Origin of the sequence: Flavobacterium sp. ZE23DGlu08 (assembly GCF_030505335.1) — a bacterium.
GTDB classification, from domain to species: Bacteria; Bacteroidota; Bacteroidia; order Flavobacteriales; family Flavobacteriaceae; genus Flavobacterium; species Flavobacterium algoritolerans.
In genome coordinates, this window is sequence record NZ_CP130045.1 from 1,083,389 (window position 1) to 1,100,329 (window position 16,941).

Annotated in this window: 17 protein-coding genes and 1 tRNA gene; 10 read left to right on the forward strand and 8 right to left on the reverse strand. The window is 34.2% G+C overall.

Annotated features, from left to right (window positions below; translation table 11 throughout):
• Together Q1W72_RS04715 and Q1W72_RS04720 are read left to right on the forward strand one after the other, a co-directional pair.
• Entirely contained in the window at positions 1-744 is a 744-nt protein-coding gene (locus Q1W72_RS04715) for a head GIN domain-containing protein (RefSeq protein ID WP_302137493.1), read from the forward strand.
• 81 nt (positions 745-825) lie between these two features.
• Positions 826-1,659 (forward strand): DUF2807 domain-containing protein, encoded by an 834-nt coding sequence (locus tag Q1W72_RS04720; RefSeq protein ID WP_302137494.1) that lies wholly within the window; start codon positions 826-828, stop codon positions 1,657-1,659.
• Between the two features lie 77 nt (positions 1,660-1,736).
• Here Q1W72_RS04720 and trxB read toward each other — a convergent pair whose 3' ends face one another.
• Positions 1,737-2,684: a thioredoxin-disulfide reductase gene (trxB, locus tag Q1W72_RS04725; protein ID WP_302137495.1), complete on the reverse strand. Its 948-nt coding sequence runs from the start codon at positions 2,682-2,684 to the stop codon at positions 1,737-1,739.
• 131 nt (positions 2,685-2,815) lie between these two features.
• A tRNA-Pro gene (locus Q1W72_RS04730) sits at positions 2,816-2,890 on the reverse strand.
• 433 nt (positions 2,891-3,323) lie between these two features.
• On the opposite strand from Q1W72_RS04730, the gene Q1W72_RS04735 reads away from it, so the two are divergent.
• The 6 genes from Q1W72_RS04735 (at position 3,324) to Q1W72_RS04760 (ending at position 8,681) form a co-directional block, all read left to right on the forward strand.
• Positions 3,324-4,091: a ParA family protein gene (locus Q1W72_RS04735; protein ID WP_035667779.1), complete on the forward strand. Its 768-nt coding sequence runs from the start codon at positions 3,324-3,326 to the stop codon at positions 4,089-4,091.
• 4 nt (positions 4,092-4,095) lie between these two features.
• Complete coding sequence (locus tag Q1W72_RS04740) at positions 4,096-4,995, forward strand: ParB/RepB/Spo0J family partition protein (protein ID WP_121341117.1); 900 nt, start codon at positions 4,096-4,098, stop codon at positions 4,993-4,995.
• On the forward strand, positions 4,995-5,555 hold the full coding sequence (locus tag Q1W72_RS04745) for a DUF5683 domain-containing protein (protein WP_099713273.1): 561 nt from the start codon (positions 4,995-4,997) through the stop codon (positions 5,553-5,555). Before Q1W72_RS04740 ends, Q1W72_RS04745 begins: the two co-directional genes overlap by 1 nt.
• 58 nt (positions 5,556-5,613) lie before the next feature.
• Complete coding sequence (gene dapB, locus Q1W72_RS04750) at positions 5,614-6,315, forward strand: 4-hydroxy-tetrahydrodipicolinate reductase (protein ID WP_302137496.1); 702 nt, start codon at positions 5,614-5,616, stop codon at positions 6,313-6,315.
• A 63-nt stretch (positions 6,316-6,378) separates the two neighbouring features.
• Positions 6,379-7,965 carry a signal peptidase I gene (lepB, locus tag Q1W72_RS04755; RefSeq protein ID WP_302137497.1) on the forward strand — a complete coding sequence of 529 codons (1,587 nt, stop codon included), beginning with the start codon at positions 6,379-6,381 and terminating at the stop codon, positions 7,963-7,965.
• A gap of 89 nt (positions 7,966-8,054) precedes the next feature.
• The gene (locus tag Q1W72_RS04760; protein WP_302137498.1) at positions 8,055-8,681 is read left to right on the forward strand and encodes a WbqC family protein; all 627 of its coding nucleotides are present in this window, start codon (positions 8,055-8,057) and stop codon (positions 8,679-8,681) included.
• 16 nt (positions 8,682-8,697) lie between these two features.
• Here the strand turns inward: Q1W72_RS04760 and Q1W72_RS04765 are convergent, their stop codons facing one another.
• From Q1W72_RS04765 to Q1W72_RS04790, 6 genes are all read right to left on the reverse strand, one after another.
• Positions 8,698-9,744, reverse strand: coding sequence for an endonuclease/exonuclease/phosphatase family protein (locus tag Q1W72_RS04765; protein ID WP_302137499.1), 1,047 nt, complete (start codon positions 9,742-9,744; stop codon positions 8,698-8,700).
• Positions 9,745-9,789: 45 nt separating this feature from the next.
• On the reverse strand, positions 9,790-10,659 hold the full coding sequence (locus Q1W72_RS04770; RefSeq protein ID WP_302137500.1) for a rhomboid family intramembrane serine protease: 870 nt from the start codon (positions 10,657-10,659) through the stop codon (positions 9,790-9,792).
• A gap of 59 nt (positions 10,660-10,718) precedes the next feature.
• Positions 10,719-11,480, reverse strand: a complete 762-nt coding sequence (locus Q1W72_RS04775; RefSeq protein ID WP_099713278.1) for a rhomboid family intramembrane serine protease — start codon at positions 11,478-11,480, stop codon at positions 10,719-10,721.
• A complete protein-coding gene (gene mutL, locus Q1W72_RS04780) occupies positions 11,477-13,318 on the reverse strand; it encodes a DNA mismatch repair endonuclease MutL (RefSeq protein WP_302137501.1) in 1,842 nt (613 codons plus the stop codon). The genes Q1W72_RS04775 and mutL overlap by 4 nt, the downstream gene beginning before the upstream one ends.
• A gap of 164 nt (positions 13,319-13,482) precedes the next feature.
• A complete protein-coding gene (gene ribH / locus Q1W72_RS04785; RefSeq protein ID WP_099713280.1) occupies positions 13,483-14,058 on the reverse strand; it encodes a 6,7-dimethyl-8-ribityllumazine synthase in 576 nt (191 codons plus the stop codon).
• A gap of 106 nt (positions 14,059-14,164) precedes the next feature.
• On the reverse strand, positions 14,165-14,938 hold the full coding sequence (locus Q1W72_RS04790; protein WP_121341101.1) for a tetratricopeptide repeat protein: 774 nt from the start codon (positions 14,936-14,938) through the stop codon (positions 14,165-14,167).
• A 144-nt stretch (positions 14,939-15,082) separates the two neighbouring features.
• Between Q1W72_RS04790 and Q1W72_RS04795 the strand changes: the two genes are divergently transcribed.
• Complete coding sequence (locus Q1W72_RS04795) at positions 15,083-16,162, forward strand: DNA replication/repair protein RecF (RefSeq protein ID WP_121341099.1); 1,080 nt, start codon at positions 15,083-15,085, stop codon at positions 16,160-16,162.
• A gap of 78 nt (positions 16,163-16,240) precedes the next feature.
• Entirely contained in the window at positions 16,241-16,939 is a 699-nt protein-coding gene (locus tag Q1W72_RS04800) for a thioredoxin domain-containing protein (RefSeq protein ID WP_302137502.1), read from the forward strand.
• Positions 16,940-16,941 lie beyond the last annotated feature (2 nt).

Consider the following 16,941-nt stretch of genomic DNA (forward strand, 5'->3'; position numbering starts at 1 on the left):
ATGTTAAAAATCATCACATTAATTACAAAATTTATTCTGGTTGCCTTAACTGCATTACTATTCGCATCGTGTAACCATTCCATTAATTTGAATTCAATTGAAGGAAGCGGAAATGTCACCACCGAAAGAAGAAATGTGGAAGGTGATTTCAAAAGCATAGAAGTTAGTAATGCCATCGATCTTGTCATTGAACAATCAGACGTAACCGAAATAGTAGTTGAGGCTGATGATAATTTGCAGAAGCACATCTTTACCAAAGTTGAAAATGGCACACTCGTTATTTATTGCGATAAAAATTCTTTTATCAATACGAAATCTAAAAAAGTAACCGTAAAAATGCCAGTTATTGAGCAATTAGAAGCAAATAGCAGCGCATCCATCACAAGCACAAACACTATAAAAGGAGAAAATATTACACTAAACACATCTAGTGCCGGAACTATTGACCTGAATATAGAAGCAGATGATATTACTTGTGATTCAAGCAGCGGAAGCAGCATCACCATTAATGGAATGGGATTAAAAATGAAAGCAAATGCATCAAGTGGAAGCGGAATTGACGCCAAAAACTTATTAGCAAATGAAGTTAATGCCGAAGCTTCCAGTGGAGCTACCATCAACATTCATCCAATTGTCAGTTTAGACGCCGAAGCCTCTAGCGGAGGAAGTATAAGCTATAGTAAAGTTCCGAAATCAATTCGAAAAGAAACCAATTCCGGAGGAAGTGTTCATCAAGAACAATAAATCATTGTACTAAAATCAAAAAATCATCCATCACAAGTGGATGATTTTTTTATATTTGTGTAGACTCTAATCCAAATGACTATGAAAAAACATACTGCTATACTCCTGCTCCTTTTATCAACTACATTGTTATTTGCACAGAAAAAAGAAAAAATAAAAGGCTCAAAAACAGTAACTGTGGAACAAAGGAAAGTTGGGGCTTTTGAGTCGCTTACTGTTGAAGACAATCTCGAAGTATACTTGGAAAGAGGCGAGCGAACAGAACTGAAAATTGAAGCCGACGAAAACTTACACGATATTATTTCTTTGGATTTAAGTGATAATCTATTGCGCATTTATACCACAAAACAAGCCACCAATTATAAGAAACTGATTGTTAGAGTAACCTATACAAATGATTTAAATATGGTTACGTCAAAAAATGAAACGACTGTAAATGCAATTCAGGAAATTTTAGTGAATGACCTCACACTTAAAGCACACGATGCATCCAAACTATTTTTGAATGTGAATGCCAAAAACTTCGTATTACAATCTGATGATAAATCAAAAACAGAACTCAATTTAAAATCAGAAAATACTACGATTGAATTAAGTAAAAACGCCTCTCTAAAAGCCTTAGTCACCACTACAGATTTAAAAGTGGATATGTATCAAAAATCAGATGCTACTATCGAAGGGGACGCAGCTAATGCCATCATTCGGTTGGATAATAACTCGAGCTTGACAGGAAATAAATTAACTGTAAAAAATGTTGACGTAACCACAGAAAGTTATTCCAATTGTAGTGTAAATGCGGTAACAACCGTTATTATAGACGCTGCTAATAAATCAGAAATCCAACTTGTGGGTGCTCCAAAAATTGAAATCAGAAAATTTGCTGATGAGGCTAAATTGATAAAAAAGTTGAAATAGAAATCCTCTAACCAACAAAAAGTCCCACTTGCTAAGGCAAATGGGACTTTTTTTATATTGAAATTTTATTACTGGTATTATTCTTTAGAAGCCAAATATCTTTCGGCATCAAGAGCGGCCATACAACCTGTTCCAGCTGCAGTTATCGCTTGACGATACACATGATCCGCTGCATCACCCGCTACAAAAACGCCTTCAACATTTGTTTTTGAGGTTCCAGGAGTATTGATAATATATCCCGTTTCGTCTAATGTGATATAATCTTTGAAAATATCAGTATTTGGTTTGTGACCAATAGCCACGAAGAAACCAGTTGCAGGAATATCAAAAACGTCATTTGTTTTTTTATTCAAAGCCTTTACCCCAGTAACCACTTGCTCATCTCCTAATACTTCAACAGTATCGTGATTCATTAATATGGTAATGTTCTCTGTTTTGCGAACGCGTTCTTCCATGATTTTAGAAGCTCTGAATTTTTCGCTACGCACTAACATGGTTACTTTTTTACAAAGTTTTGACAAATAGTGTGCTTCTTCACAAGCTGAATCTCCTGCTCCTACAATTACTACTTCTTGATTTCTATAGAAAAAACCGTCACAAACAGCACAAGCCGAAACTCCACCACCCATTTTCAAATAGTGTTGTTCTGATGGCATCCCTAAATATTTAGCTGATGCTCCAGTAGAAATAATTACTGTTTCGCAATGCAATTCTATGGTATCATTGATCCAAACTTTATGAACATCTCCTGAGAAATCAACTTTAGTTGCCCAACCATCACGTACATCAGTACCAAAACGTTGTGCTTGTGCTTGCAATCCTACCATCATTTCGGGACCAGTAATTCCTTCAGGATTACCAGGCCAATTTTCTACTTCATTAGTAGTTGTCAGTTGACCACCAGGTTGCATTCCTTGGTATAAAACAGGGTTCATATTTGCTCTGGCGGCATATATTGCTGCAGTATAACCTGCTGGACCAGAACCTATAATAAGACATTTAATTTTTTCGATTGTATCAGACATAGTAAGGTATATTATAATTTTTTAACAGCACAAAAATAAGTCATAATTACTGTATTATAGAACCTGAATAATCAGTTTTTGTTATTATACAATAAAAAAATCCCTTCTGTAGAGACAGAAAGGATTTTTAGTCGGGGTGGCAGGATTCGAACCTGCGGCCTCCTGCTCCCAAAGCAGGCGCGATAACCGAGCTACGCTACACCCCGAAAGCGGGTGCAAATATAGTACTATTTTTGGCTTATGCAAAACTATTTCAGAAATAAGGACTAAATTTATTTGGTTCGAAAATTAGTGTGGAAATCTAAAATAAATTTGTTTTTCCACAGCATTATTCAACCACTACTGCCCTAGCCCAGATGGTAGTGAAAAGCTTCGACGAGCTGCTCTTGATTTTTTCTTGACAGAAAAGAGCGACCAAAGGAAGCTCCTTTTATGGCTTTAGAAAAAACCGAGAGTAGCTCAAGTCCCGAACTATCGGGATTGAAGCGCACAGCTGGAATAGCTCTTGTAAAATGAAATCTGTTTTGAAAATGGGAATTGTCAAATAGCGACTAATCAAGCTTTAACAAATGTTAACAAAATAGATTTTTAGAAACCATAAATAATTGTATTTTTACGGTTCAAAATTTAGAAAAATAAATGGGCAAAATCATCGCGATTGCTAATCAAAAAGGTGGAGTTGGAAAGACGACAACGTCAGTTAATCTTGCTGCTTCACTGGGTGTTTTAGAAAAAAAAGTATTACTTATTGATGCTGATCCACAGGCAAATGCCTCTTCAGGATTGGGAATTGATGTTGAATCTGTTGAGATAGGTACGTATCAAATTCTGGAACATAGTCATACGCCAAAAGAGGCCATTATAAAATGTTCTGCTCCAAATGTGGACGTAATCCCATCTCATATTGACCTTGTTGCTATTGAAATCGAATTAGTCGATAAAGAAAACAGGGAATATATGCTTAAAAAAGCATTGGAAAGCATCAAGGACGAGTACGATTATATCATCATCGATTGTGCGCCATCTCTTGGTTTGCTTACGTTGAATGCTTTGACTGCTGCTGACTCTGTGATTATTCCTATTCAATGTGAGTATTTTGCACTAGAAGGTTTAGGAAAATTATTGAATACGATAAAAAGCATCCAAAAAATTCACAATCCGGATTTAGACATCGAAGGGTTATTATTGACCATGTTTGACTCGAGATTGCGTTTATCAAACCAAGTGGTTGAAGAGGTTCAAAAACATTTCAACGACATGGTTTTTGATACCATTATTCAAAGAAATGTAAAACTGAGCGAAGCGCCAAGCTTTGGAGAAAGTATAATAAACTACGATGCAACAAGCAAAGGAGCTACCAATTACTTACATCTTGCTCAAGAAGTTATAAAGAAAAACAGTAAATAGTTTTATGGCAAAAGCAATAAAAAAACAAGCCTTAGGAAGAGGATTATCTGCGTTATTGAAAGATCCGGAAAACGATATAAAATCCGTTGACGATAAAAATGCCGATAAAGTTGTAGGAAATATTATTGAGCTTGAAATTGAAGCAATTGAAATAAATCCGTTTCAGCCCAGAAGTAATTTCAATGAGGAATCATTGAGAGAATTAGCGACTTCTATTAAAGAATTAGGTGTTATTCAACCTATTACCGTACGTAAATTAGACTTCAATAAATACCAATTGATTTCGGGTGAGCGTCGTCTTCGTGCGTCAACTCTTGTGGGATTGAAAACAGTTCCTGCTTACATTCGTATTGCAAATGACAATGAATCATTGGTTATGGCATTGGTTGAAAATATCCAGCGTCATGATTTAGATCCAATTGAGATTGCACTTTCGTACCAACGTTTGATTGATGAAATTCAATTGACTCAGGAACAAATGAGTGAGCGTGTAGGAAAAAAACGTTCTACTATCGCTAATTATTTGAGACTTTTAAAACTGGATCCGATTATCCAAACCGGAATTCGTGATGGTTTTATCAGTATGGGTCATGGTCGTGCAATAATCAATATTGAAGACCAAGACATTCAAGCCGATATTTATCAAAAAATCGTGAGCCAAAATTTATCGGTTCGTGATACGGAAACTTTGGTGAAAAACTATCAGGAAAGTTTAAAACCAAAACCTGCCGGTAAACCAAAAGCAGCCTCATTTGAAATTGCAGATGCCCATAAAAGCGCTTTTACAAATTATTTCGGAACTAAAGTCGATGTGAAAGTAGCTGGAAACGGTAAAGGAAAAATCACTATTCCATTTCATTCTGAAGAAGACTTCAACAGAATCATTAAACTAATAAACGAGTAGTGCATAAAATCATTTTCATAGGTCTATTCCTTTTTATTGCAGGAAACACTACTGTTTTTGCCCAAACGAAAACAGAAGCGGTGCTTGTAGCTAAAGATACTTTGAAATCAAATGACATTGATCCGTTGACTCCTGCAAAAGCAGCTTTTTTTTCAGCAATTTTGCCGGGTTTAGGTCAGGCTTACAACAAGAAATACTGGAAAATACCACTCGTTTACGGAGCACTGGGAACCAGCGTTTACTTCTATATTGACAACAACAGGAAATACCATCAATACAGAGATGCTTACAAAAGCAGATTAGAAGGATACACTACCGATGATTTGGCTTTCTTAGATAACAATCGATTGATTGCCGGACAAAAATTTTATCAACGAAATCGAGATTTATCAGCTTTGGTAACTTTGGCATTCTATGCATTAAACATCATAGATGCTAATGTCGATGCCGCTTTAATACAATTCAATGTGGATGAAAACTTATCAGTAAGACCAGTTCTTTATCCAAATGATGTAACATTAAAGACTAATGTAGGACTAACATTTAATTATAATTTTTAGATCGAAAACAGATTGCTCGATTCATCTTTAAATTTTAATTTATAAATATAAAAAACAAATGAAAATTGCGCTTTTAGGATACGGGAAAATGGGTCAGGTAATTGAAAGAATTGCACTGGAAAGAGGACATGAAATCGTTTTGAAAAAAGATGAAAACAATACTTTTGATGGTCTTTCAAATGCTGATGTGGCTATTGATTTCAGTGTTCCAACAGCAGCAGTCAGTAATATCTCCAGTTGCTTCAATGCTAATGTCCCTGTAATTTCAGGAACAACAGGCTGGTTAGAACATTATGATGAAATGGCAGCACTTTGCACAGCAAAAAACGGTGGTTTTATCTCCAGTTCTAACTTTAGTTTAGGTGTAAATATTTTCTTCGAACTCAATGAATATTTGGCAAAAATCATGTCAAAATTTGACAGTTACTCAGTTGACATGGAAGAAATTCATCATACCCAGAAACTAGATGCGCCAAGTGGCACAGCAATTTCATTAGCCAAAGGAGTAATTGAAAACAGTTCATATACCAATTGGACATTGGAAAAACCAGAAACCAATCAAATTCATATCGAAGCAAAAAGAATAGGAACTGTTCCGGGAACACACACGGTGACTTACAATTCTGTTGTTGATGCTATCGAAATAAAACACACGGCACACAATCGTGAAGGTTTTGCTCTAGGTGCTGTAATTGCTGCAGAATGGATTGTAGGGAAACAAGGAATTTTCACAATGAAGGATGTTTTAAATTTAAAATAAATGTTATCCAGTTTATGATTACTCATTTGGCAATCATAAGCTCTAAACCTTAAACAAAAAATTATGTCAGTATATCAATGGTTTATATTTTTTCTGCTTGTACAAATAGTTCACTTTTTAGGAACCTGGAAACTATATGAAAGTGCAGGAAGGAAACGTTGGGAAGCCGCTATTCCAGTATACAATGCTATTGTCTTGATGAAAATAATAGGACGACCTACCTGGTGGACCATTTTACTTTTCATTCCAATTATCAATTTGATTATGTTTCCAGTAATCTGGGTAGAAACATTGAGAAGTTTTGGAAAACGATCTGGATTAGATACTTTTTTAGGAATTGTAACTCTTGGTTTTTACATCTATTATGTCAATTATACCCAAAAATTAAATTACATAGCTGACAGAAGTTTAAGTCCCGAAAACAAAGCTGCTGATACCGTTAGCTCATTGCTTTTTGCAGTTATAGTAGCTACTTTGGTTCACACCTATTTAATCCAACCGTACACGATTCCTACCTCTTCATTGGAAAAATCCTTATTGGTAGGTGACTTTTTATTTGTGAGTAAAATGAATTATGGTGCAAGAATCCCAATGACAACAGTAGCGTTGCCAATGGTTCACGATTCGATACCTTTACTTCAAAAAAAATCATACTTAACTTGGCCACAATTACCTTATTTAAGATTGCCGGGAATTCAGAATATAAACAGAACAGACATCGTTGTATTTAACTGGCCTGTTGATACCGTTTACAGGTTTTTTGACACTTCAAACAGACGTGCTTTAAAACCGATAGACAAGAAATCGAATTACGTAAAAAGATGTGTTGGAATCCCTGGAGATCACTTGTCTATAAAAGACGGTATGGTTTACATTGATGGCAAACTATTGGAATTACCAGAAAGAGCAAAACCACAATTCTCCTATAAAGTAGCATTAGACGGAAAAACGCCAATCGATTTTGAGCATTTACTTAAAGAGATGGACGTAACTGACCCTGTAATGGTTACTGATGAAACTCGAAGAGACACATTAATCTTTAGTGCTTTGACAGCTGCGGGAGCAGAAAGATTGAAAAACGTACCTGGTGTAACTGCTGTAATCAGACAAATATCTAGAGATGTAGATCAAGCAAATAATGGAAAAGGTGTTTTTCCGCACATTAATAAATGGAACAGTGATAATTACGGTCCAATCTATGTTCCAGAAAAAGGAAAAACTGTCGCTTTAACAACCGAATCATTGCCATTTTATAAAACCATAATTACTGATTATGAAACAAATGAAAATGGAGATAAAAACGACCTTAAAGTAACAGGAAACGAAATAAGAATAAACGGAAAAGTAGTTAAAGATTACACTTTCCAACAAAATTATTACTGGATGATGGGTGACAACCGTCACAACTCTGAAGACAGCCGTTACTGGGGATTTGTTCCTGAAAATCATATTGTAGGGAAACCTATTTTTATTTGGTTAAGTTGGGATACTAACGGTAAAGGTTTGAATAAAATACGTTGGGACAGGGTTTTCACAACTGTTAGCGGTGAAGGTCAACCTCAATCTTATTTTAAATATTTCCTAATTGCTTTAGCCGCATTTTTTATTGGAGATTATTTTTGGAAGAAAAGAAAAGAGGCAAAAAATTAGTCAAAAGTTTCAAGGTCTAAAGTCATAAAGTTGCTATTTAATCCAGCTTTATGACTTTCGACTTTATGACTTTAAAAACTTTAGACAATATGAACATTCTCATCCATCCTACCTATTTTCCATCGATTAGCCATTTTGCAGCGATTGTACAATCGGAAAATATTACCTTTGAAGTAGAAGATAATTTTCAGAAACAAACCAATCGCAACCGCGCTTATATTTATAGTCCAAACGGAATTCAGCTATTGAATATTCCTGTAAAACATTCTAAAGAAAATCATCAAAAAACAAAAGATATCAAAATTGAAACCGATTTTGATTGGCAAAAACAACATTTCAAATCATTAGAAGCTGGATACCGAAGTTCTCCTTTTTTTGAATTTTTCGAAGATGATATCAGACCCATTTTCGAGAAAAAATACACCTTTTTATTGGATCTAAATTTTGAGGTTTTTACCATTCTATCAAAATGTTTTCGTCTGAAACTGGATTACACGACCACAACAGAATACTTTCACGAAGTGAATACAAATACAATTACAGATTTCAGGGGTTTGGTAAACGGAAAAAAAGACCTTTCTGTATTCGAAAGTTACACGCAGGTTTTTGATGATAAACATGGTTTTATCAACAATCTTAGCGTTCTGGATTTGCTTTTTAATGAGGGGAAATATGCCATGGATTATTTAAAAAAACAAGAACTGATTTTAAAATAAAATTCCAAATTAGATTTTATTCCAAAGACAATCTTGCCATAATAGGAAAATGATCTGAGTTAATAAATTTTGGAAAATTCTCAAATTTCTTTACTTTCATTTTTTCGTCAGCAAAAATATAATCAATTCTGGCGGGATAATACCTGAATTTATAGGTCTCTCCAAAACCTTTTCCTACTTCTTCAAAGCTATCTTTCAATTTTCCTTTAATGCTACGGTACACATAAGAAAAAGCGCTATTATTCATGTCTCCGCAAATGATAATTGGATACGTACATTTCATTTTATGCTCCTTAAAAATCTCCGCTTGCTGTTGTTGTTGTTTGAATGCTTTACTGATCCTGATGAATAACATTTGTGATTTCTGCTGATTAATCGCATCGATATTTTCATCAATTTCATTGACATCAGGAGAAATTTTGATGGACTGTATGTGCATATTGTAAACCCTGATGATGTCTTTTCCCTTTTTTACATCCGCAAAAACAACATTATTACTGGAATTTGGAAAAACAATATTTCCTTGGTCAATAATCGGGAATTTAGAAAAAATCGCCTGGCCGGTTTTAATTTGGTTTCCATCAGTGAAAATATATCGGTGCGGATACACTTTCAAATCTATGTTAGCAGAAGATGAGTATTCCTGAAGACACAATATATCTGGGTTTTTATCATTAATGAAGGTAAGAATATCCGAAGGAACATCGTCTCTGTCAATCCATTTAAAAACATTAAACAGACGAACATTATAACTCATTACGGTAAAATCTTTTTCTTCTATTGGAAATTCAGGAGAAGAGAATTTATAAAATTTATTTATAAAAGTAATCCCTATCAATAAAACCAAACCCGAAACTATCAATTGCTTTTTGAATTGTATGGCCCAATACACAAAAAACAAGCCATTCAAGATAAAAAAAAGCGGCATAAAAAGTGTCAAAACAGACAAAAGAGGGAAAGATTTTGGCGCCAAAAAGGGCAAAACATAGGCTATAAAAGTCACAATAGTAAGGACTATATTCAAAAAAAACATTCCTTTATTAAACCATGAAAGATTTTTCATTTTCTATATTTTTTATTAAAACAATAGCTAAAATCTCATTGAAACTTATTTCCCTACTTTGAATAAGAATTCTTTTTCTTCTTTTGTCAAGCTATCATAACCTGACTGACTGATTTTATCTAAAATTTCATCTATCTGCTGCTGCGATTTATCTTTAGTAACTATTTTTGAAACACTTTTTTCCAAAGGCTTACTGTAATTTTTATGCACTTTCTTGAATGGTGTTGATGTATTTTTTTTGAACAAATTTGCAAAAAAATCTATAATACGAGTAACAACAGTACTTAAATCGGTTCCATTTTGAAGCAATTTAATAAAAATAAAACCAAAAAAAGCTCCAGAAAGATGAGAAATATGTCCACCCATATTTTCTGAACGCAATTGCATTAAATCAACTATTACAATTACGGCGGTTATATGCCACAACTTGACATTCCCAATAATCAACAAACGAAGATCCATCAAAGGATGATACGTAGTTGTAGCAACCAAAATAGCCATAATAGCGGCAGAGGCACCTACAATTGGAGCATTAATATTTAAAACGTAAAATACCAAAATATAACTAATTCCAGCAAAAATGGCACTCAATACATACAAACCCAATAATTGCTTAGACGTAAAATACGTCATAAATAGTCTGCCAGCAAAGTTCAAAACAATCATATTAAAAATAATATGCATGATTCCGCTGTGAAAAAAAGCATACGAAAGCAACGACCAAGGTTTCCAAAGCAAATGTGCCGGATTAGAAGATAAACTCACATAATGAATATAATCAATATTGACACCCAACAAAGATAAAAGTGCAAAAAGCAACCACGGAAGAACAAACAAAGCGGCATTCCAAAAAATTAGTCTGGTGACTATTCCTCCTATCTTGTATTGTAATTTCAGGTCGTCAATGATATTCATAATTTAATTGGGATTTAAGATCTGATATTTAGGTCGTACCACTTAAAAGTATTGCGTTTTTAATTCCAACGGTTTTTATTGAACTGATTTTTCTTCCAATACCACATAATAATAAAACCGAACAAAGCACCACCAACGTGTGCAAAATGGGCAATTCCACCACCACCAAAAATTGATTTTCCAGAAATACCTAAATACAAGTCAACCAAAACTAAACCTGGTACAAAATATTTTGCTTTTATGGGCACAGGAATAAACATCAAAGCCAATTCAGCATTAGGAAACATAAAAGCAAACGCCACTATCGTTCCGTAAATAGCCCCAGAAGCTCCAACTGCAGTACCAATATAAGCACCTGTGAAATTTTGAAAATCAGAAACAGATATAAATTGTTGCCATCTAGTATCTATTTTGCCTTCATTTAAAAGTTGTAAAATCTCTTGTTTAGGAAATCCATTAGCAATCAAAGTATTTAAACTATCTTGGAAATAGTAATAATTAACTCCAGTATGCAATAACGCAGCGCCTAAGCCACAGGAAATATAGAAAAATAAGAATTTCTTGCTTCCCCACATTTGCTCTAAAGCAGATCCAAAAGAATACAAAGCAAACATATTGAAAAAAATATGCATAAAGCCTCCATGCATAAACATGTGCGTCAACGGTTGCCACAATTGAAAATCAGGATTTTCCGGAAAATATAAGGCTAATATTCTATACGCTGGATTTGTGGGATTAAAATCCCCTAAAGCAAGTGTACCTACAAAAAACAATATATTTATAATAATTAATTGTTTTACTGTCTCAGTTACGTTTCTCATAATGCAAATTTTTTATCTAAATCTTCCACACGCATCGTGATGAAAGTGGGTTTATGAAATGGGGAAACATTGGGGTCTTTACAGGCAAAAAGTCCGTTGACCAAATTTTCCTGCTCTTTTTCTGTAAGGTGCGTTCCTGTTTTCACCGCTAAACTTTTGGCCATTGATTTGGCAATCGTATCATTCTGACTGAAACTGCTTTCAGGAATTCCGTCCTGCAAATCACTCAATAATTGTTCTAAAACCAATGAAACTTCGCTCTCCGTTACATTTACCGGTATTCCCGAAATAACAATATGATCGGTGTTATTTTCTTCAAAAACAAATCCGGTATTCATCAACGAAAGTTGTAGCTCAGCGATAAGATTCATTTCGCTTGACGAAAAAAACAAGTTCAAAGGAAATAATAACTGCTGGCTTGATGCCTGGTTCACTGTCATATTTACTAAAAACTGCTCATACAAAACACGTTGATGTGCGCGTTGCTGATCGACAATCACCATTCCTGATTTGATTGACGAAACAATGTATTTTTTATGAATTTGATAGGTTTTATGAACAGAATGCTCTACTTCTTCATCATTAAATAAAGAGGAAGTCACTTCTTCATTTTCGAAAGTCATCTGCCCTATTTCATCCGTATCTTGTTTTAAACCTACGTATAAACTTTCCCAATTAGCTGTTGCTTCCGGTTTTCTATAACTGGAAAATTGCTTGCTGGGTTTTTCTTCAGAGAAAGGATTAAAGTTGCCATCGACTTGAATGGTGGGCGTAGCGCCTTCTAAATCTTTATAATGATACGGCGTATCTAAATTAGAATCCCGATCAAAATCTAAAACTGGGGCTACATTAAATTGTCCCAAACTATGTTTTATGGAAGCTCTTAAAATAGCATATAAAGCATGTTCATCATCAAACTTAATCTCCGTTTTAGTGGGATGAATATTGATGTCAATAGTATTTGGCGGCACCGATAAATATAAAAAATAACTCGGTTGCGCACCATCTTTCAAGATCCCGTCATAGGCGGCCATAACCGCATGATGCAAATAACCACTTTTTATAAAACGATCATTGACAAAGAAAAACTGTTCTCCACGATTTTTTTTGGCAAACTCAGGTTTGCTCACAAATCCTTGAATCGTCACTATTTCTGTTTCTTCCTGAACAGGAACTAATTTTTCATTGGTTTTACCTGAGAAAATATTGACAATTCGTTGTCGCAAAGTAGATGGCGGCAAATTAAACATTTCGCTGCCATTGTGATAAAAGGTAAAATGTATTTTTGGATGAGCCAAAGCAACACGTTGAAATTCATCAATAATATGGCGGTATTCCACCGTATCCGATTTCAGGAAATTACGTCGCGCCGGAATATTAAAAAATAAATTTTTGACAGCAAATGAAGTTCCTTTTGGCAAAACAGCAACATCTTGTGACATAAACTTACTGCCTTCAATGACAATGTGCGTTCCTAGTTCTTCTTGATCTTGCCTGGTTTTCATTTCCATATGGGCAATCGCCGCAATAGATGCTAGTGCTTCCCCACGAAATCCTTTGGTATGCAAAGAAAATAAATCTTCGGCCTGACGAATTTTGGAAGTGGCGTGACGTTCAAAACACAAACGTGCATCGGTAACGCTCATTCCCAAACCATTATCAATCACTTGTACTAATGCCTTCCCTGCATCTTTAAGAATTAATTTTATATCTGTTGCTCTGGCATCAACTGCGTTTTCAAGCAACTCTTTGACAACTGAAGCTGGTCTTTGAACGACTTCTCCAGCAGCAATTTGATTGGCAACATGATCAGGAAGTAATTGAATTATACTCGACATTAAAAAAATGTTGTTTAAAGTTTAAGGTTTAAATTTTTTAAAACCAAGATGTACAAATTTAATGAATTTCTATTGGGAATGGTAGCTTATTTAATCATAAAAAAAACAAAAAACCTATACTATTTATGAGACAGTATAGGTTTAATAATTAGTGTTTTTATTATTTATTCCTTCAACTCTAAAGGTGTCCCTTCTTCTAATTGAATAGCTCCGGCAGACAATAAATGTTGGTTATCGATTTGATGTGACAACGAAGCCTGTTGACGAATATAGGCCATTTTGATAGCCGCAATAGCTGCTTCAGTACCTTTGTTACCGTGAATTCCTCCACTTCTATCAATAGATTGTTGCATGGTATTATCAGTCAAAACACAAAAAATAACCGGAATATCCGTTTGAACATTCAGGTCTTTAATTCCTTGAGTTACTCCTTCACACACAAAATCAAAATGTTTAGTTTGCCCTTGAATTACACATCCAATAGCAATGACAGCATCAACATTTTGTGTTTGCAACATTTTCTTTGAACCATATATAAGTTCAAAGCTTCCAGGAACATTCCAGCGAATAATATGCTGAGCTGGAACTTGGTTTTCTAAAAGGGCTTCAATAGCACCTCTATAAAGTCCTTCAGTTATAGCATCATTCCATTCTGAAACAACAATCCCAAAGCGAAAATCTTTCGCGTTTGGGATTGAATTTTTATCGTACTCGGATAAGTTTTTATTTACGGTAGCCATTTGATTTTAGAATTTTGATTTTAAAATTTTGATTTCAGATATTAAAGATAGCATTTTGAAATCAAAATTCCACAATCTTAAATCACCAATCTTATATCATTTTTTACTATTGTGCTAATCCTATCAAAACGTCAACTGAAGCAGCCTCTGGAGTTCCTTCAAAATTGTCTTTAATATCTGTAAAATATTTCAAAGCATCTGCTTTATTTCCTAAAGCCAAAGCTGTTTTTCCGGCTTTCAATAAGAAACGTGGCGTAGTGAAATCATTTTTATTTGATTCAGCAGCTTTTATGTAATTTTCTAAAGCTTCTTTCGGTTGGTTCTTTTGAGAATAAGCATCTCCAATTGCTCCTTTTGCCAAAGCTCCTAAAACAATATCATCTGATTTAAATTTACTTAAATAATCAATCGCCTCAGTATATTTTCCTGTGTTCAAATACGCAATTCCAGCATAATAATTAGCTAAATTTCCTGCATCAGTTCCAGAATATTCATCAGCAATTTTCAAGAATCCAAATTTACCTTCAGAACCATTCAAAGACAATTTATATAATGAGTCACTTGCTACTCCATCAGTTGCTTTTTGAAAATTTTGTTGTGCTACAAACATTTCATTTGCTGCTTCCTCTTGTTGTGGTGCAGCAACGAATCTTTGGTATCCTAAATAACCAATTGTAAAAATAGCGGCAGCGGCAACTAAACCAATAATAACTTTTTGGTTTTTAGCTACCCAATCCTCAGTTTTTGAAGCTGTTTCGTCTAATGTTGAAAAAACACCAGCTGTTGTGCTGTCTTTTTCATCAATTTGTACTGCTTCAACCGCGTCATTTACTTCTTTTTCTTTTGGTGCTTTATATCCTCTTTTACTGTAAGTAGCCATTTATTTTTAATTTAGTGAGTCGCAAAAATAAAATTTTTATTCAAATCTAAAAGCCATTTTTATCGATATTTTTCAATAATTTGCACCCACTTTGAAAAACCCGTTTAAAAACATCAAAGTTCTCAATACCAGCAAGCCTTACAGATGTATTTAAAAAAGATTTCATTATTCAATTATAAGAATTTTTCGGAAGCAAATTTCGATTTTGACAGCAAAATAAATTGTTTTGTAGGCAAGAATGGTATTGGAAAGACAAATGTGCTTGATGCAATCTACCATTTATCGTACGGAAAAAGCTATTTCAATCCATTAGCGGTTCAGAATATTAAACACGGAGAAGAATTCTTTGTGATTGATGCTGAATTTGAAAAAAACGAAAGAAATGAACAAATTCTTTGCAGCCTAAAAAAAGGGCAAAAAAAGATATTGAAACGCAACGGAAAAGCCTACGACAAATTCTCAGATCACATTGGTTTTATTCCTTTGGTAATCATTTCTCCTGCCGACAGGGACTTAATTGTAGAAGGCAGCGAAACCAGAAGAAAATTTATGGACAGCGTGATTTCGCAACTGGATTCCCATTATTTACAACAACTCATTCAATATCAAAAAGTAATGAGTCAGCGTAATGCTTTGTTAAAATATTTTGCATTGAACCATGTTTTTGACAATGATACACTCTCTATATATAATGAGCAACTTAATGGTTTTGGAGATTATATTTTTAAAAAAAGAAAAGAATTTATAAGTGAGTTCATTCCTATTTTCAACACACATCATCAAGCCATAACCGGTTCACAAGAAACGGTTCAACTGGTATATGAAAGTCATTTATTCGAAAAAGACTTATTGACTTTGTTACAGGAAAACATCAACAAAGACAGAGCTTTACATTATACAAGTGTAGGAATTCACAAAGACGATTTAGCATTTGAAATAGACCAACATCCAATTAAGAAATTTGGCTCTCAAGGACAGCAAAAATCATTTCTAATCGCTTTAAAACTAGCTCAATTTGAGTTTCTAAAAAAGCAAAGCGGTGTGAAACCCATTTTACTTTTTGATGATATCTTTGATAAATTAGACGAAAGTCGCGTTTCCAAAATCATAGAAATGGTAAACAGTGATACTTTTGGTCAACTTTTTATTTCAGATACACATCCGGAACGTACTGAAGCTATTGTAAAATCGACACATCAGACGTATAAAATTTTCAACTTATAACTTTTATTTAGTAATTTATACGGTTCGAAAATTGAAAAATTACCTATTTTAGCGTATTCAATTTTAAACTCGATTACAATGAAATTTCATTCAATATTCTTGGCAATAATATGCTTTGTTGTTTTATCCTGCAACGGGCAAAATTCTAAAGAAATCAAAACTATTGGTTCAAAAGCTTTTGCCGAAAAGATAGCTACAACTCAAAATCCACAAATTTTGGATGTACGAACTCCTGAAGAATTCACTTCTGACCATATTGACAATGCTAAAAATATAAATTGGCTTGGAACTACTTTTGTTGCCAATGTAGAAAAACTGGACAAATCACAACCCGTTTTTGTGTATTGCAAAAGTGGCGGGAGAAGTCAGAAAGCGGCTGAAAAACTAAATGAATTAGGTTTTAAAACTATTTATCAACTAGACGGAGGAATGTTAAAATGGGATGCTGCCGGTCTTTCAAAACCAAGTGCTACAATTATAGGTCTATCCGTTCCGGAATACAACAAATTATTAAATTCAGATAAAAAAGTATTGATTAATTTTTATGCTGAATGGTGTGCTCCCTGCAAAAAAATGACTCCTTATGTTTTGCAAATGCAAAAAGATTTAGCAGACAAAGTGACTATCATTCGATTGGATGCCGATAAAAATAAAACCTTAATTTCTCAAATGAAAATCAGCGAACTTCCTACTTTATTATTGTATGACAAGGCAGCAGTAAAATGGAAACATTCTGGTTTTATAAGTGAGGACGATTTAAAAAAACAACTACAATAGCT

What these genes read in the sequence shown, in the direction of transcription:
- Q1W72_RS04715 (WP_302137493.1), top strand. Translation starts at nt 1, where the DNA reads ATGTTAAAAATCATCACATTAATTACAAAATTTATTCTGGTTGCCTTA.
- Q1W72_RS04720 (WP_302137494.1), top strand. Translation starts at nt 826, where the DNA reads ATGAAAAAACATACTGCTATACTCCTGCTCCTTTTATCAACTACATTG.
- trxB (WP_302137495.1), bottom strand. Translation starts at nt 2,684, where the DNA reads ATGTCTGATACAATCGAAAAAATTAAATGTCTTATTATAGGTTCTGGT.
- Q1W72_RS04735 (WP_035667779.1), top strand. Translation starts at nt 3,324, where the DNA reads ATGGGCAAAATCATCGCGATTGCTAATCAAAAAGGTGGAGTTGGAAAG.
- Q1W72_RS04740 (WP_121341117.1), top strand. Translation starts at nt 4,096, where the DNA reads ATGGCAAAAGCAATAAAAAAACAAGCCTTAGGAAGAGGATTATCTGCG.
- dapB (WP_302137496.1), top strand. Translation starts at nt 5,614, where the DNA reads ATGAAAATTGCGCTTTTAGGATACGGGAAAATGGGTCAGGTAATTGAA.
- lepB (WP_302137497.1), top strand. Translation starts at nt 6,379, where the DNA reads ATGTCAGTATATCAATGGTTTATATTTTTTCTGCTTGTACAAATAGTT.
- Q1W72_RS04760 (WP_302137498.1), top strand. Translation starts at nt 8,055, where the DNA reads ATGAACATTCTCATCCATCCTACCTATTTTCCATCGATTAGCCATTTT.
- Q1W72_RS04765 (WP_302137499.1), bottom strand. Translation starts at nt 9,744, where the DNA reads ATGAAAAATCTTTCATGGTTTAATAAAGGAATGTTTTTTTTGAATATA.
- Q1W72_RS04770 (WP_302137500.1), bottom strand. Translation starts at nt 10,659, where the DNA reads ATGAATATCATTGACGACCTGAAATTACAATACAAGATAGGAGGAATA.
- Q1W72_RS04775 (WP_099713278.1), bottom strand. Translation starts at nt 11,480, where the DNA reads ATGAGAAACGTAACTGAGACAGTAAAACAATTAATTATTATAAATATA.
- mutL (WP_302137501.1), bottom strand. Translation starts at nt 13,318, where the DNA reads ATGTCGAGTATAATTCAATTACTTCCTGATCATGTTGCCAATCAAATT.
- ribH (WP_099713280.1), bottom strand. Translation starts at nt 14,058, where the DNA reads ATGGCTACCGTAAATAAAAACTTATCCGAGTACGATAAAAATTCAATC.
- Q1W72_RS04790 (WP_121341101.1), bottom strand. Translation starts at nt 14,938, where the DNA reads ATGGCTACTTACAGTAAAAGAGGATATAAAGCACCAAAAGAAAAAGAA.
- Q1W72_RS04795 (WP_121341099.1), top strand. Translation starts at nt 15,083, where the DNA reads ATGTATTTAAAAAAGATTTCATTATTCAATTATAAGAATTTTTCGGAA.
- Q1W72_RS04800 (WP_302137502.1), top strand. Translation starts at nt 16,241, where the DNA reads ATGAAATTTCATTCAATATTCTTGGCAATAATATGCTTTGTTGTTTTA.